Raw genomic sequence first — 14,764 nt, forward strand, 5'->3', positions numbered from 1 at the left:
GGGCTCACGCTGCCGCCCAGTGTGCGGCTGGCGCCGGACCGTCTTACAACCACTCGAGGCACCCGAACTACTGGATCAAGTCGTTGGGGCGAACGTCGGAGTTCATTCCTTCAGCCGTCCGCACCCGCGCGCCCTTCGGGTACCAGAACTGCGGATTGCGCGAAGCCCGGTCTGTCAGCCGCAGAACCGAACCATCAAAAAACATCGCGTTGATCGTTCCGCGGTTGTCGGGGCCGGCTCCCGAGGTCGAAACCCGCGCACCGCCATGCCGGTAGCTCAAGGGAAGATTCGCACCGTTCGAAGGACTTGCGCGTGTCACGGTCCGGCCGTCGTAGGTGCGGGTCCCGGCGCGCACGCCGTACGATGTGTCACCGAACCACCAGGCCCCAGAACTCCCGAATGCACCGAAGAAATAGGGTTCCGGGCTCGGGTCGAAGTCATTCAACCCCCCGGCGTCGAGGTAGCGGTGACCGTCGGCCGCCGCGATCTTGCGGGCCGGGTTACCAATCCGGTTAAGTTGCGACTTGTAGGTCTCGTGCTGAACTTCCCAGGAATTGGGCGGTGCCGTGAGCGCCAGGATGTGGAAGGCGGTGTTGCGCTCATGACGTGCCAGCGTAATTCCGTTGGTCGGGCTCATGGAGTTGGAATCGTTATAACGCGTGCCCCAGTATTGGAAATGGGACGGCATCAGGTAGCTGCACGCCGACCAATCATTCGGCGTCGCTACGAAATCGGCGCGATCCTGCGACGCGGCGAGACCGGCAGGATAGAACACCGTCCGCACGGTCTTCTGCGAAGGACAGCGGAAGGTATTGAACATCTCGCGGAAGCGATCGGCACGCTTCGCGGGCAGCTCGAGACTGTTGGCCATCGACGGCGTCATCCAGTCCCAGCTCTGCACCGGGAGCTTGGAGTCATTGAAGGCGCCCGGGACGCCGATCTTCGCGCGGATCGCCACACCGGAGGTGTTGATCCCGGGAATCCAGTCTTTGTTTTCGGCAAAATAGGCCGCCATGCCGGTGCCGAGGTCGCGCAACCGCTGACCACACACCACCGCCCGGGCCTGTTCCCGCGCCATGCCCAAGCTCGGCAACAGGATGGACATGAGCAGCGCAATGATCGCCACCACGACCAGCAGTTCGATCAGCGTGAACGCTGACTGCCGCGACGGGGCGCTAAGGTTGCCGCGGTTCCTTGAGCACTTCGAACGTGTTGGGGTCGACATACTTGTTCACCTTGGCGACTTCGGGATCCCTGAGGAGATGGTACGCGTGCCGGCGAGCCGCCCGCAGTACCCCGTTATCGTCTTCGACCGGAAGCAGGGTCCGCTCTCCGGTCGCCGGATTCTCACCTGGAAGGATGGTGGGAATCCGCTCGTATGCAATCTGGACGATCTTGCCCGTGGAGATGTCCACGTAGCGGATGCTTGACGGTAACAGTGACGGCTGGCGTACGAAGAAAAAATAGACCGCCGCAGCCCCTGTCAGGAGGACGATTGCCAGCACCAGTTTGCCTGTCTGAGGGCTCATCTCGCGCTCTCGTCCCTTCGGACCACCATCGATCAGAAGAACGGTGCAGACGATGCAAGTGCCTGGCGAATCAAAGCAGTGCGGCGTTCGTTCCCTCACTGCACCGCTACTATAGTCCATACTCCCGGATTTTTCGATACAAGGTGCGCGTCCCAATGTCGAGCATTTTGGCCGCCTGCTCCCGGTTGCCGTTCGTCGCCTGCAGGGTCCGCTCGATCATCATCCGCTCCACCTGCGCCATCGTCAACCCGACCATGCCGGTTGCCTGCACCGGGACGATGTCTCGCGAGCCACGAATACGTTCCGGCAGGTCATCCAGCTCGATCGGCCGGTCCCGCACCTCCACGACGAGTGTCTCGACTAAGCTGCGCAGCTCACGGATATTCCCGGGCCAGTAATGTTTTGTGAGTGCCGCTAACGCATCGCTTGCAATTCCCTCACAATCGGTGCCATGTTCTGCATTGGCAGCACGACGAAAGTGCTCTGCCAGTAACGGGATATCCTCCCGACGCTCCCGCAAGGGCGGGACACGAATCTCGGCCTGATTCAGCCGGTAGAGCAGATCCTGCCGGAACTGCTGCACCTCGACGCGTTGATACAGATCCACGTTGGTCGCGGCCACCAGCCGCACATCCACCCGCCGCACCTCGGTCGAGCCGATGGGTGTCACTTCCCGGCGGTCGAGCACGCGCAGGAGCTTCACCTGCATGTGCAGCGGCATTTCCCCGATTTCATCCAGGAACAAGGTGCCGCCATCCGCCGCCACAAAAAACCCTTTGTGGTCACGCACCGCATCGGTGAATGCTCCGCGGACATGCCCAAAGAGCTGGCTTTCCAGCAGCGTTTCCGGAAACGCGGCGCAGTTGAGCGCGATGAACGGCTTATTCTTTCGGTCCGAGCGTCGGTGAAGCGCCTCCGCGACCAGTTCCTTGCCCGTCCCGGTCTCACCCAGGATCAGCACCGTAAGCTTGCTAGGTGCAACTTTCTCGATCCGCCCAAAGATCGTGCGCATCGAGCGCGCCGCCCCGATCAGTCCTTCGAACGGCGCTGCATCCTGTCCGGCCAGGGTCTCCTGCAGCAACCGCGATTCCCGCCGGCTGATCGCCTTCCGCGCCAGCTCGTCGATGGTGCGCAGTTTCTCCTCGAGGGGCGCGCTCGCCGGCAGGTGAGCGACCGGTATCCGGGCACTCCACCCGGCCGGGGACTCCCCCACGATCAGCAGCGCAGCATCTCTGGCCACACCGTCGAGCAACCCTGCGAGCGGTTCGCCAGCGGGCTCGCCTCCCACGGTTGCGCGCGTCACGACGACATCCGGTGCCCGGGTCCGAATCGATTCCAACGCCGCGGGGACGCTTCCGACGACGCTCGCGAGGTGTCCGCTACGACTGCGCAGCGCCTCTCGCAGGCGGTTGCCCGCGTCTTCGTCTTCCGTCACCAGCAGGATAAAAGCCGTTTGAGCCATACTTCGCTGTTGCACTCGGCCCCCGGCGGGCACCAACCAGAATACTACGCGACCCGCAGGATCGGCAAACCGAGTCCGGCTTGCAACCCCCGCACCCCCACGGGCCTGCCCCCCGATCCGGACGGCCGGTATTATGCCGCAACCGTAACAACCGAGCCGCGGTGCCCTACACTCGAAATATCGTAGCCGGCTGAGCGAATCCATGTGGAGCGGCCCGTGTCGAGGGTCGGAGGAGACGGACCCGTGCCCCACTTATGCCTCTTTGGCGGAACCGTCAGCCGCCTCGATACCCAATCCAGCACGTACTTCACCGTCTTCGGCGGCACGGAAGTATTCCGTCCCCCCACTGCTCGACTGCTCGCGGACAAACGCAAGGCCGGATCGGCTCCCCGCGCCCGCCACCTGTTTATCACTTTTTGCGGCGGCACCGATCTGAATTGGCCCACCCTCGCCGAGGAGTACATCGCCCTGCGTGATACCCTCCAATCGGGCGCGCTCACCATCCATGACTGGGACCGATTGATCGGCGAAGTAGGCGGTGACGGAGGTATGCAACTCTCATCCTTGACACTCATGGGCGCCTTCGAATCCGATACGATCCCCAGCGAATCCGCGGAACTCGATGCACTCTCGCTGCAGCGTCACCTGGGCCACATCCCCGACGCCGCTGTGGATGTCCTGATCCTCGCGATCGGCTCCAAGGGCATTCAGCGACTTGCGGCCGTGCGCAGCGCCATCGGCACCACGCTCAGCACCGTTCGCCGCTGAGCCCTCAACCCTTCCTGAAAAGCAGGTTTTCACTACGCGAGACGGATGGCGCGCGTTATCATGCCGCCCGGCCGGCCCGCTGGAGTCCGAATGTGTTGTGGTACCACGCCCGCCGGCGCCGGGCGTTTACTTTGATCGAGCTGCTTGTCGTCGTGGCGATCATCGCCCTGCTTGCGGCTCTGCTCCTACCCGCGCTGCGTGGGGCGCGCGATGTCAGCCGCCTCACTGTCTGCGGCAGCAACCTGCGACAGCTCGGGTACGGCATCCTGCTCTACGCCCAAGCCGAACGCGGATTCATCCCCCGCGGACCCGACCCGCAGCACGAATTCGATTTCACCGGGCACTCCATCGCCACCAATCAACTCTGGATCGGCGCCGGCCCGTACGATCCTGTGCCGAATCAACGCCGCTACCACGGTGCGGCCGCGATGATGCCTGCCGCACTGACGGAAACCAAGACGTACTTCTGCCCCGCCGATGACAGCTATAATCTTGCCAACACCGCGCCCCGCATCGGTACCCACGAGCCCGCTTACGGCTCGTACGTGTATCGTCAACTCGACCAGCTCCCCCGCGCTGCTGCCGCTGGTAAACTCGACAACCTCGGCGTGAACATCGTCGCGGGTGTGCGCGTCTCAGTGGAAGTGCTTCTGCTCGACACCAACAGTCTCGGGCCGCAGCCCGGCTACTACCACACCAACCACGGCGGCCGCACGGCCAATCTCCTGTTCCGCGACGCCTCGGTGCGGCGCTACCGGAATCGCGACCATGCCCTCGCGATCCCACCGGCCGTCTTCGCCGCACTGCCCAACCCGGCACCGCTGACGCGCGCCTTGGACCAGTTGCTGGTGAATGCGGACTATGCCTACCACGCCGGCCCCCCGGAAACGGCCCCGCGCCTCACCGATGACGCGCACTGAATTCCGGCAATGCCTCTGGCTTCAGCCCCCACCCAATGCAAGGCGGCCGGGCATTTCTGCCCGACCGCCCGGCGAAGCTTCTGAGTTGGGGTGCAGGGAACCGCCTACGGACAGGTGCTCACACAGGGCGGCGGCGGCGCCTTGATCAAGGCGATGAACGGCGAAATATCGGAGAAGTTCACCACGCCATCACCGTTCGTATCGCTGTTCAGGTACGGCCCGAAGCCACCGGCGAGATTGCAGGTCCACGCGCCTGCGTTCCCCGCTTTGATCGCCGCGATGAACGGCGAAATATCGGCGAAGTTGACGAGCCCATCCCCGTTCGCATCGCCCACACACGTCACCGGCGGAGCAGCCGCCCCAATGGCCCAGAAGCCCCCCACGAGTTCGTAAGACCCGCCTGTCATGGCCGCACCGGCATCGGGCTGGCCAATCGTCCCGGAAAGCTCGTACGCGCCACCCATGGTGAACATCGCCCCACCGCCATCCACGGTCCACCAGTTGATGTCATATTGGGCTGCAGCGGTCCCGACCACGACCATTGTCAGCCATCCAGCCAGCACAGCGCGAAATGCGGTTGGCATTGTCGCCTCCTTCATCAGTAGTTCATCTTCGAATTGGCCTTCGGTCCTATCTATCAGTGTAAACGTGAAATGACGGCCCCAACAACCAAAATTTCTTCGGATTTCTTCCTATTCCCAACCTGCGGTGTGATTCCCGGACAGGGAATGGCTCCGGGGGTGGCCATCCGGGGCCGCGGTTCACCCTGGCTGTTGGCGTGCACCAAGCAGGCCCCCTGCGACGACCGAGGGGGTACTGTCCCGGTTGGCAGAGCGCGCACGATTCCGGTGCCGCGGCAGAACCCGGGCGCAACAACCCGCTGGCACACTCCCCGCACCCGCACCCCCGCCACCGCTTCCGTGTACAATTTCGACGACGGTGGCCGGGGGACCGTGCGCCGTGGGATCTCATGGGTGGAGGAACAACAATGCGCGGTGCAAAGCGTTTGGGAACCCGGCTGGTCTGCCTGTACGTTACGAGTATCCTGACGGCTGCGGTCACCGGACAAACCTCGCCGCCCGCCGCGGCCCAGGGGACCGAGCCGCAACAGGCCGCTCTGGACGTGCGCCGCATCGCACTCTTTTCCAGTGGCGTCGGCTACTTCGAGCGCGGGGCGACCGTGCATGGCAACGCCGTCGCCGACCTGAACTTCCGTACCGCGCAGATCAACGACATCCTCAAGTCCATGCTGGTGCTCGACCGTGACGGCGGCACCGTCGGCACCATCGGGTACGCCTCACAAGACCCGATTGAGCGCACCCTGCGCAGTTTCGCCGTCGATCTCACTGGCAAGCCCACCCTCGGCCAATTGCTCGACCAGCTTCGAGGTGAGCCCGTCGAGATTACTGGCGCCCGTGCGCTGCGGGGCACCATCGTCGGCGTCGAGACCGTCCAGAGTCGCACACCCGACGGCGACGCCGTACAGACCGTCGAACGCCTCACACTGCTTACCGAGAATGGCCTCCAGCAACTCGACCTCCACACGCTGGGCGGTGTGCAGCTCCTCAGCGCGCGGATCAGCGATGAGCTGCGTCGCGCCCTCGCCACGCTGGCCGGCGCACGTGACGCCGACCGCAAGACCGTCCGGGTGCACTTCGACGGCACCGGCGAACGCCGTGTCCACGTGGCCTACCTGCTCGAAGCGCCAATCTGGAAGACCAGTTACCGGCTAGTGCTCTCCGACGACGAAGCCCCACTTCTTCAGGGCTGGGCCACGGTCGAGAACGCCACCGAAGAGGATTGGAACGACGTCCGCCTTTCGCTCATCTCCGGCCGGCCGATCTCCTTCCGCATGGATCTCTACACCCCGCTCTACGTCCCGCGGCCAATCGAGCAGCTTGAACTGTACGCATCGCTCCGGCCCCCGACCTTTGAGGGTGACCTGGCCGGTCTCGCGGTCAAGGAAGGTGCCGCGCTTGAAAGCCGGGCGCGCATTGCTGCTCGTCGTCCCGCCCCCCCGCCCGCAGCCGCACCTCGGGAGCAAGGAACCCACGCATTCGACGCCGGTCCTGGTGGGGGCGGGCTCGGTTACAACAGCACAAATAGCTCAATGGAGTTCGAAGGAATTCCCTGGGACGTCGCCATGAGTGGCCTCGCGACCCCGAGCGTCGCCGAGGCCGCGGCCGCGGGCGAACTCTTCGCATACCACATTGCAACGCCGGTCACGATCCCACGGCAACACGCGGCCATGCTCTCGATCGCGCAGGAGCGGATCGAGGGCCACAAGGTCAGCATCTTTAATCAGGGGGTACATCCCAAGCACCCCCTCAACGGGCTCGAGATGAAGAACACCTCTGCTCTGCACCTGATGCAGGGACCGGTTACGGTCTTTGACGGCAACACTTACGCCGGCGATGCGAAGCTGCCCGACCTCAAGCCGAACGAAACGCGTTTGATCGCCTACGCACTTGACCTCGGCACCGAGGTGGCCGTGGAGGACCAGCCCGTCCCCGAGCAGCTTGTCTCGCTGCGGATCGCCAAGGGCACGCTGATTCGGACGCTGCGCTATGCCGCGACCCGCAAGTACACCGCCCGCAACCGCGGGGAGCGCCCCCGCACGCTCGTGCTGGAGCACCCCAACCGAACCGAATGGGAGTTGGTCGAGCCCAAGGAGCCCTATGAGCGGACCCGCGACGTCCTGCGCTTCAAGCTCGACATCCCGGCCGACGGGACGATGACGCAAGTCGTGCGTCAGGAGCGTACCGCCGAGAATACGGTCTATCTAAGCAACATCGATAACGACACGATTCTCTTCTTCCAAAGCAGCACCGTGACGTCGCCGCGCCTCCGTGAAGCACTCGAGCGGGTGATCGTACTGCGTGCTGCGCGCGACAGGGCCAGCGAAGAGGTGCAGCGGCTCACGCAGACCCGCACCGAAGCGGAGGCCGCCCACGCCCGCATCCTCCGGAGTCTCGAAACGCTGGACCGCTCCACCGATGCTTACCAGCGGCAGCTCCGCAATTTCGATGAAGTGGATGCCAAGCTGGCCGAACTCACCGCGACCATCGCGACGGCGCGCGACACCGAGGTCCGCCTGCGAGCTGAGCTGGACAACTATCTACTGAACCTAGAAGTCGAGTAACCCGCCAACACCCGAAGCCCCTGGCCGGCGGTTGTCCCCGACCCGCAAGGTCTCCCGGCCGCGCACGGCGTAATCGTCGGCCGGAGCGCGGCACGTGCGCAGGTACGCACTTCACAACCAGCTCGAAACCGGGCACGGGACACGTCGCTCGAAAAATCCTGCAGAAATCCTGAGCGTGCCCCACCCTGCTACTGTTTCTCTCCTGGAACAGTTGCACGAGTCTGTGCCGACCGCCGAAGGGTCGCCACAACGGGGCCGCTTTTTTTCATCGGCCAACACACACAACCTGATACGACACCGGTTGCTTGCGCACCCCATTGCAGCAGCCAACCATACACCGGCCGTCGACTGAATCGGGGCTAACCGCGGAACCTGTGCCGCGACCCGCCGTACGGCAGCAGCTATTACCCACTGGAGACCAGACATGCACCGTATCGCCGCTTTTGTCTACGGGGTTTTCTGCTATCTCGTGTTCTTCGGAACCTTCCTCTATGCGATCGGCTTCGTCGGCAACCTCTGGGTGCCGCGGTCCATCGACGTTGGACCGGCGGCCCCGCTCTGGCTCGGTCTGCTCATCAACGCCGGCCTGTTGGCAATTTTTGCGCTCCAGCACAGCATCATGGCGCGACCTGCCTTCAAGCGCTGGTGGACCCGCTGGATTCCCGAGCCCGTCGAGCGCAGTACCTACACCCTGCTCAGCAGTCTCGCGCTCCTGCTGCTCTTCACGCAGTGGCGACCGCTCGGCGGCGTGCTCTGGGACGTGCAGCACCCGACCGGGCGCGTCATTCTGTACACGCTCTTCGGGGCGGGATGGCTCGTGGTGCTCATCAGCACCTTTCTCATCAATCACTTCGACCTGTTCGGACTGCGACAGGTCTGGTTGTATCTGCGTGGCCGCGCATACCGCCCTCTGAAATTCACGATGCCCGGACCTTATCGTTATGTTCGGCACCCCATGTACATCGGCTGGCTGCTTGCCTTCTGGATGACACCGACGATGACCGCGGCACACCTGCTCTTCGCTCTGCTCACCACCGCGTACATCCTGGTCGCGATCCAGTTTGAAGAGCGCGATCTTGTCCGGCACCATGGCCGTACGTACGCCGAGTACCGGCGCCGCGTGCCGATGCTGGTGCCGCGCCTGTCGCCGGTCGATCCGACCCACCTCGACGATGAGGCGCGGACCGCAACCACGACCGCCTGAGCGCAGGTCGAATCCGCGCGGCGCGCGAAAAGATTTTCGCGGAAAACTCTTGCACAAGTGCGGCGGGTTCGCGCAAGATAATCGTGCGTGCGGTGCAGTCGATGATTCGCCGCCGCAAACGATCGCAAAAAGTCGACTCCTGCGGGAGTCGCAATCGCAGATGGAAGGTTTCAGGCGCGCCACGGCTAGACCTTCCATCTCTTTTTTTATCTCCGTTGTGGTGCGCTTTTCCCCCGCAGAAATCCCCGCAATACTAGCTTTTTTTGCTTGCCAACTCCCGCGTCGCGCAGCTCGGCGGCCGCCCACTGCGCAGTTGCTGTCGCAGCGCTGCGCGGGCGGCCGCCCAGCTTGTCTCTGCCGCGCCTGTCGATGGTCACACCATCGCGAGCACCTGCTCCACCAGCTTGCGGATGCCCTCGCCCACCGCGGCCGGACCCGGACCGAGCATGTACGCCGGCGTACTGACGATGCGGTGATCGGAATCAATCGTGATCCCCGTCACCGGCTGGTTCTCGTGGAAACAGCCCATCGCGACGATCGCGGCGGCTGTACCCGCGTCGTGTCCGATCGTTACCTTGGCCTGCACCTTGTGGTTGGCCGCGATCCGGGCGAGCGTCGCCGGCGCGATGCAGATGGCGCCGATCGGCTTTCGCGCCTTGAGGCAGTCGACGACCAGGCGCTCGACATCGGGCTGCACCTGGCACTCGGCGCCTGCCAGCGCGAAGTTGCTCAGGTTCTTCGCGGCACCGAAACCGCCGGGCAGGATCAAAGCGTCAAGTTCCGACGCCTGCACTGTGGCGACATCCCGAATCTTCCCACGGGCGATGCGGGCGGCCTCACGCAGGACGTTCCGCCGGGCCCCGGTCGGTTCACCCGTGAGATGGTCGATCTCGGGCGCGTCCACATTCGGCGCACAACACACCACTTCGGCCTTTAGCACATCAAGTGCGTGGAGCGTGAGGACCGCCTCCTGAATCTCCGCTCCGTCGTACACGCCGCACCCCGCCAGCAGCACTCCAACTTTCGGCATGGCACACCTCCGTGGTTGGTGGTTTCCTGATTCTTAGCAGCCCATGGACGAATCGCCGCGAAATCCGCGCCGCGTTCCGACCTTGCGACAACGCTCCATCATCGTCGCCGCGACCGACGGACCATCAGCGTCTTGCGCATTCAGATTCCGCAGCAAATCAGGCGGGCTACATGCCCTCGCCGCGCGGCGCAGGACGTGACGGCGGTGGTGGCAGATACACCTGCAATTCAGTGGGAAAATCCTGCCCGCGTCCGAGTCGGAGATACGTGTCACGCACCGCGGCCGCAAAGTCCGGCAAGGCCATCCAACTGACATGGCCATCGACGAAAAGCACCCATGTGCCCTCGTTGCCGAACACCTTCTCATACCCGAGCACGGTCTGCGAATCGCCGCGCAAGTCGACGCCCGGCACGAGCACGTAACCCATTGGCCCACCGCTCGGGTCGCGCGGCGACTTCAGTGTGCTCGAAGTGATGTAGCCCTTTTCCACCAGCTCCTCGAGCGATGCCGGGGTGACACCGTCGCGCTCGTTGGCAAAGACCATGTACGCGAGCCCGATCTGACGCAGATTCGTCGCTGACGCAACCTGCTTGGCACTCTCTCGCGCGCGCGTCAACGACGGAATGGCCACACCCATCCCGGTACCCAGCCCCACGCTCAATCCGGCGAGGACCTCTGTTCCCGCCCCCGAACCCACCACCAAGACGCCGTCCGCATCCTCTGCCGTCACCAGCACCAGGTTTGTCAGATCCGGAAACGCCTCCGCTAGCACCGGCCACAGCGCCAAGTCGAGCTCGGCACCCGCCCGCCCAGCCATCGACACACCGAGCGTATACCCCCAGGTCACCAACGGGTAAAGCAGACGCACCAGTGACTGTGAGTTCACGTACAACAGTCCGGTTTGCTGCGCGGGCAGCCGTGGCGCCGCCAACTGCCACTCGGGGTGCTCCAGCAGACTCCCTGACCGTGTCGCGGGATCGACCTGCCGCGCCGCCGCCGCCACAGTCTGCGGATGCAGCGCGAAGATCAGGCGATCTGCGACAACTGTCCACGCCGGGGCTACCGGTGACGGCACGCCCGCCAACAGCAGGTAGTCGATGATGCGGTCGCCGTCACGCAGCTCCAGATGCTTGAGCTCGAACGCATCTTCGTCAAAGGTTCCGGCCCGGACGAGCTGTACCACCGACTTCAGCATCTCGCGCATCCGTTCCGCATCGCGCAGCTCCACGATCAGCGTCACACCCGTCCCGAGTAAACCACCGTGCGCCGGCGCATCCACCAGAATCCACGTGTCTCCCAGGGCCGGCAGAAAGTCCGTCGTGAGCGAGAACCCGAGCATGGTCGACGCCATCGCGAGCGCTCCGCGCGTCGGCGGCAGCGCCTCCGGCGCCGCTGCGTTCATGATCCGCTCCACTTCTTCCCATAATGCTTCCAGGTCCAGGTTGCCCGCGTAGGCCCAATAGGCGTCCTTCGGGATGAGCTGCAAGTCCGCCGGCGTCAGTGGCTCCTGCGCCCACAACTGCCACAACCCCTTCCGCGGTCCACTCGTATCGACGTGGGCGAACGCCCGCAGTTCCGGCCGCCCGCCCACCTTGCGATAGTGTGCGTACTTCGCCTTGAACTGCGTCAAGCCGAGCTCCTCCAGCCAGCGCGTTACCTCCGGCGGGACTACACCTTCTTCCTGCGTCCACAACTCGAGGACACGCGTCCGCACCCGGTCCACATGTATGAATGCGTCGAAGAATTCCCCTTCGTGATTCGGCTGAACCTTGCGCCGCGTCGTCACCAGCGCCGCCTGGTCCGCCAAGGTACGCCCCTCTCCGTCGAGACACGCGAGGACGCGCTCGGCCGTTCCTACACCCGACGCGAATACGAACCACTCCTTGTGAACCCCCCAAGTGAATGGAAACGTGTCCGCGGCCGTCGCATTGCGCATGGGCGTGCCACGCACCGTGACCGTCGAGGCGTTTTGCAAGAACGGTACGCGCTCCAGTGCGGCGGTGAATTTCGCACCGGCTTCGGCCGTGGTCACCAGTGCGAACTGCACGTCGGGAGTACCGTTCGCTTTTTCGACGTTGATCAGCCCTACCGCCGTCGGCGCGTAGCGGAGCGCATTCGCCGCACCGAGCACGGGCGCGATCCACTGCAATTCTTCCGATCCCGGCATGGACGAACCCACGATCCTCAGCATGGCCTCCTGCAAGCGCCGCTCGGCCGCGGCCTTGGCGGCATCCTCCAAGGGGCGGAAGTGCCAGCCGAAGTAAATGGCCGTGTCCTCTGGCAACCAGCGGGCCGGGTCCGTTGCTCCGGTCCACGGTGGCACCGCCACCACGAGAGCAACCGCAAGCCAGCAGAACCGTTTGCGAAAGCATCGCTGAGTGGACAGCATCTCAAGCTCCCTCATTTTCACAGGGGCCCTGCGAATGCGGGTGCACCGGCCCCACGACCGCACCACGACCGCGCAACCTTAGCACCAGCGCGACATTCCATTTGAAAGTTCAGAAGAGATTGACCACGTTGTAGGTCCCGTCACACGGCGTCATTATACTTGGATGTTGCGCCGCGGACAGACCGCGGCCCTTGCCGCCCTCCTGGGAGCGTACACGGCGTGTTTCGACTCGGTGTGGTTTCCTTCCTCAACTCGCGTCCACTGATTGCCGGTCTCGCCGCCCAGCGTGACGTCCAACTTCGGTACGCCGTTCCGGCGGCCTTGCCTCAATGGCTCGACACGGCCGCGGTCGACGTCGCCCTAGTCCCGGTCGTTGATGTGCTGCGCAGCGGGGGGGCCTACCAGGCGGTTTCCGATGCCGGTATCGCCTGCGACGGTGAGACGATGACCGTGCGGATTTTCTCCCAGCAACCACCCGACCGCATCGACACCCTGTGGGTAGACAATGATTCCCACACGTCTGTCGTCCTCGCCCGCGTCTTGTGGCGTGAACTCTACGGCCGGGCGCTCCAGATCCGCCGGTTTGACGCCACCTCTGGCGCGGCAGCCGAATACCCGTCCATCCTGCTGATCGGCGACAAGGTGGTCGACCCCAAGCGCGGCAGCTTCGCTTTTGAGGTTGACCTTGGGGGCGCCTGGCGCCAACACACCGGGCTTCCTTTCGTCTTTGCATTGTGGGCTGCGCGGCCCGCGCTCACGCCTGCGGATGCACTGGCCGAGTTGGCCGAGCGGCTCTCCGCGGCCCGTGACCGCGGTGTCAGTCAGATCACCGAAATTGCCGCCAACGACGGCGCCCGGGCCGGGTGGCCCGTGGCACTCGCTGAACGCTACCTCGGGCGTTGTCTGCGTTACCGTCTTACCGCGCGCTACCGGGCCGGGATGGAGCACTTCGCAGCCCTCGCCGCCGCGGCGGACCTTGTTCCCGCTGATGCCCAGGTGGCGTGGGCGGCCGGTGGTGAACTCACAACGGAGGCCTGCTTCCCATGAGCGCCGGAAGTACGAGTCCCCTGCCCCGCACCGCCCCCTCCGCCACCCGGCTCAGCGATGCTGACGCCCTCGCGATGTACCGCGAACTCTCGATCCACGAACTCGGCCGCCGGGCCTTTGCGCGCTGCGCGGAACTCCACCCCGAGCCCTACCGCACCTACGTCGTGGACCGGAATATCAACTACTCCAACGTCTGCACGGCGAAGTGCATCTTCTGCAACTTCTACCGCAAACCCGGCCACGACGAGGCCTACATCCTCAGCTTCGAGGAGATCGGGCGGAAGATCGAAGAACTGCTCGACATCGGCGGCACGCAGATCCTGATGCAAGGCGGGCTCGTACCGGACAAGACGCACGCCTCCGGCCACGGCCTGCCGTTCTCCTGGTACCTCGACCTGCTGCGGTTCATCCGGACGAACTACCCGACCATTCACATTCACGCCTTCAGCCCACCGGAGATCTGGGCTTTCCATCGCATTTATCAGATGCCGCTGCGCGATGTTCTCCTCCGCCTTCAGGACGCCGGCCTCGCGACGATCCCGGGCGGTGGCGGGGAGATTCTCGTTGACCGGGTCCGTGCGACCATCGGACAGGGCAAATCGCTCGCTGATGAATGGCTGGCCGTCATGCGCGCGGCACACCTTGTCGGCATGCAGACCAGTTGCACGATGATGTTCGGCCACATTGAAACCATCCCCGAGCGCATCGAACATCTCCGGCGACTGCGCGACCTGCAGGACGAGACCGGGGGGTTCACGGCCTTCATTCTCTGGACCTTCCAACCTGAGAACACTCCCCTCGGCCGCTGGAAGCGCCCACCGCAAGACTACGTCGGTGAACCCGACGGCCAGCGACTTTTCCTCGCCGACGCCCATGACTATCTGCGGATGCTCGCGTTATCGCGGCTTTACCTCGACAACATCCCCAACATGCAGTCGAGCTGGGTCACGATGGGGCCCAAGGTCGGCCAGCTCGCGCTCTTCTATGGCGCAAACGACATGGGCTCGGTGATGATGGAAGAGAACGTCGTGTCGGCCGCCGGTACCACCTTTCGGCTGGACGAGGCCGAAATCCGGCGCGTCATCACCGACTCGGGCTGGACCCCCCAGCAGCGCGACCAGTATTACCGTCCGGTCGATTCCCGCCGCCGCCGCACGCTGCTGCCAATGCTGCCGGCGGCGCGTCACGCCACCTGAGATTGGCGGCCCCCTGCGGTGGAACGCGTGCGAGTCGTGCGCTCGTCTGACGTAAAGAACTGTATGACCGATCCCGG

The 14,764-nt window shown here is 64.4% G+C and carries 12 protein-coding genes; 6 read left to right on the plus strand and 6 right to left on the minus strand.

Going from position 1 to position 14,764, the window contains the following annotated elements; genetic code table 11:
- Window positions 1-67: 67 nt before the first annotated feature.
- From IPM18_13515 to IPM18_13525, 3 genes are all read right to left on the minus strand, one after another.
- Entirely contained in the window at window positions 68-1,225 is a 1,158-nt protein-coding gene (locus IPM18_13515) for a type II secretion system protein (protein ID MBK9120598.1), read from the minus strand.
- Window positions 1,176-1,529 carry a hypothetical protein gene (locus IPM18_13520; GenBank protein ID MBK9120599.1) on the minus strand — a complete coding sequence of 118 codons (354 nt, stop codon included), beginning with the start codon at window positions 1,527-1,529 and terminating at the stop codon, window positions 1,176-1,178. The genes IPM18_13515 and IPM18_13520 overlap by 50 nt, the downstream gene beginning before the upstream one ends.
- Before the next feature lie 109 nt (window positions 1,530-1,638).
- On the minus strand, window positions 1,639-2,991 hold the full coding sequence (locus tag IPM18_13525) for a sigma-54-dependent Fis family transcriptional regulator (GenBank protein ID MBK9120600.1): 1,353 nt from the start codon (window positions 2,989-2,991) through the stop codon (window positions 1,639-1,641).
- 243 nt (window positions 2,992-3,234) lie between these two features.
- Here IPM18_13525 and IPM18_13530 point away from each other — a divergent pair, with 243 nt between their 5' ends.
- Both IPM18_13530 and IPM18_13535 read left to right on the plus strand, forming a co-directional pair.
- Window positions 3,235-3,759 (plus strand): hypothetical protein, encoded by a 525-nt coding sequence (locus IPM18_13530; protein ID MBK9120601.1) that lies wholly within the window; start codon window positions 3,235-3,237, stop codon window positions 3,757-3,759.
- Window positions 3,760-3,854: 95 nt separating this feature from the next.
- Window positions 3,855-4,679 (plus strand): prepilin-type N-terminal cleavage/methylation domain-containing protein, encoded by an 825-nt coding sequence (locus IPM18_13535; GenBank protein ID MBK9120602.1) that lies wholly within the window; start codon window positions 3,855-3,857, stop codon window positions 4,677-4,679.
- A 104-nt stretch (window positions 4,680-4,783) separates the two neighbouring features.
- On the opposite strand, the gene IPM18_13540 is transcribed toward IPM18_13535, so the two are convergent.
- The gene (locus IPM18_13540; GenBank protein ID MBK9120603.1) at window positions 4,784-5,263 is read right to left on the minus strand and encodes a hypothetical protein; all 480 of its coding nucleotides are present in this window, start codon (window positions 5,261-5,263) and stop codon (window positions 4,784-4,786) included.
- 404 nt (window positions 5,264-5,667) lie between these two features.
- Here IPM18_13540 and IPM18_13545 point away from each other — a divergent pair, with 404 nt between their 5' ends.
- Window positions 5,668-7,821, plus strand: a complete 2,154-nt coding sequence (locus IPM18_13545) for a hypothetical protein (GenBank protein ID MBK9120604.1) — start codon at window positions 5,668-5,670, stop codon at window positions 7,819-7,821.
- 424 nt (window positions 7,822-8,245) lie between these two features.
- Entirely contained in the window at window positions 8,246-9,025 is a 780-nt protein-coding gene (locus IPM18_13550; GenBank protein ID MBK9120605.1) for an isoprenylcysteine carboxylmethyltransferase family protein, read from the plus strand.
- Window positions 9,026-9,398: 373 nt separating this feature from the next.
- Here the strand turns inward: IPM18_13550 and elbB are convergent, their stop codons facing one another.
- Both elbB and IPM18_13560 read right to left on the minus strand, forming a co-directional pair.
- Window positions 9,399-10,055 (minus strand): isoprenoid biosynthesis glyoxalase ElbB, encoded by a 657-nt coding sequence (gene elbB, locus IPM18_13555; protein ID MBK9120606.1) that lies wholly within the window; start codon window positions 10,053-10,055, stop codon window positions 9,399-9,401.
- Window positions 10,056-10,221: 166 nt separating this feature from the next.
- The gene (locus tag IPM18_13560; GenBank protein MBK9120607.1) at window positions 10,222-12,444 is read right to left on the minus strand and encodes a hypothetical protein; all 2,223 of its coding nucleotides are present in this window, start codon (window positions 12,442-12,444) and stop codon (window positions 10,222-10,224) included.
- 219 nt (window positions 12,445-12,663) lie between these two features.
- On the opposite strand from IPM18_13560, the gene IPM18_13565 reads away from it, so the two are divergent.
- Both IPM18_13565 and mqnC read left to right on the plus strand, forming a co-directional pair.
- Window positions 12,664-13,491 (plus strand): menaquinone biosynthesis protein, encoded by an 828-nt coding sequence (locus IPM18_13565; GenBank protein ID MBK9120608.1) that lies wholly within the window; start codon window positions 12,664-12,666, stop codon window positions 13,489-13,491.
- Window positions 13,488-14,687, plus strand: coding sequence for a dehypoxanthine futalosine cyclase (mqnC, locus tag IPM18_13570; GenBank protein MBK9120609.1), 1,200 nt, complete (start codon window positions 13,488-13,490; stop codon window positions 14,685-14,687). Before IPM18_13565 ends, mqnC begins: the two co-directional genes overlap by 4 nt.
- Window positions 14,688-14,764: the final 77 nt, after the last annotated feature.

The organism is Phycisphaerales bacterium, assembly GCA_016716475.1.
Lineage (GTDB): Bacteria > Planctomycetota > Phycisphaerae > UBA1845 > Fen-1342 > JADJWG01.

Excerpts from the sequence above, each read along its gene's own strand:
- IPM18_13515 (MBK9120598.1), bottom strand. The coding sequence starts at position 1,225 with ATGTCGACCCCAACACGTTCGAAGTGCTCAAGGAACCGCGGCAACCTT.
- IPM18_13520 (MBK9120599.1), bottom strand. The coding sequence starts at position 1,529 with ATGAGCCCTCAGACAGGCAAACTGGTGCTGGCAATCGTCCTCCTGACA.
- IPM18_13525 (MBK9120600.1), bottom strand. The coding sequence starts at position 2,991 with ATGGCTCAAACGGCTTTTATCCTGCTGGTGACGGAAGACGAAGACGCG.
- IPM18_13550 (MBK9120605.1), top strand. The coding sequence starts at position 8,246 with ATGCACCGTATCGCCGCTTTTGTCTACGGGGTTTTCTGCTATCTCGTG.
- elbB (MBK9120606.1), bottom strand. The coding sequence starts at position 10,055 with ATGCCGAAAGTTGGAGTGCTGCTGGCGGGGTGCGGCGTGTACGACGGA.
- IPM18_13560 (MBK9120607.1), bottom strand. The coding sequence starts at position 12,444 with ATGCTGTCCACTCAGCGATGCTTTCGCAAACGGTTCTGCTGGCTTGCG.
- mqnC (MBK9120609.1), top strand. The coding sequence starts at position 13,488 with ATGAGCGCCGGAAGTACGAGTCCCCTGCCCCGCACCGCCCCCTCCGCC.
- IPM18_13545 (MBK9120604.1), top strand. The coding sequence starts at position 5,668 with ATGCGCGGTGCAAAGCGTTTGGGAACCCGGCTGGTCTGCCTGTACGTT.
- IPM18_13540 (MBK9120603.1), bottom strand. The coding sequence starts at position 5,263 with ATGCCAACCGCATTTCGCGCTGTGCTGGCTGGATGGCTGACAATGGTC.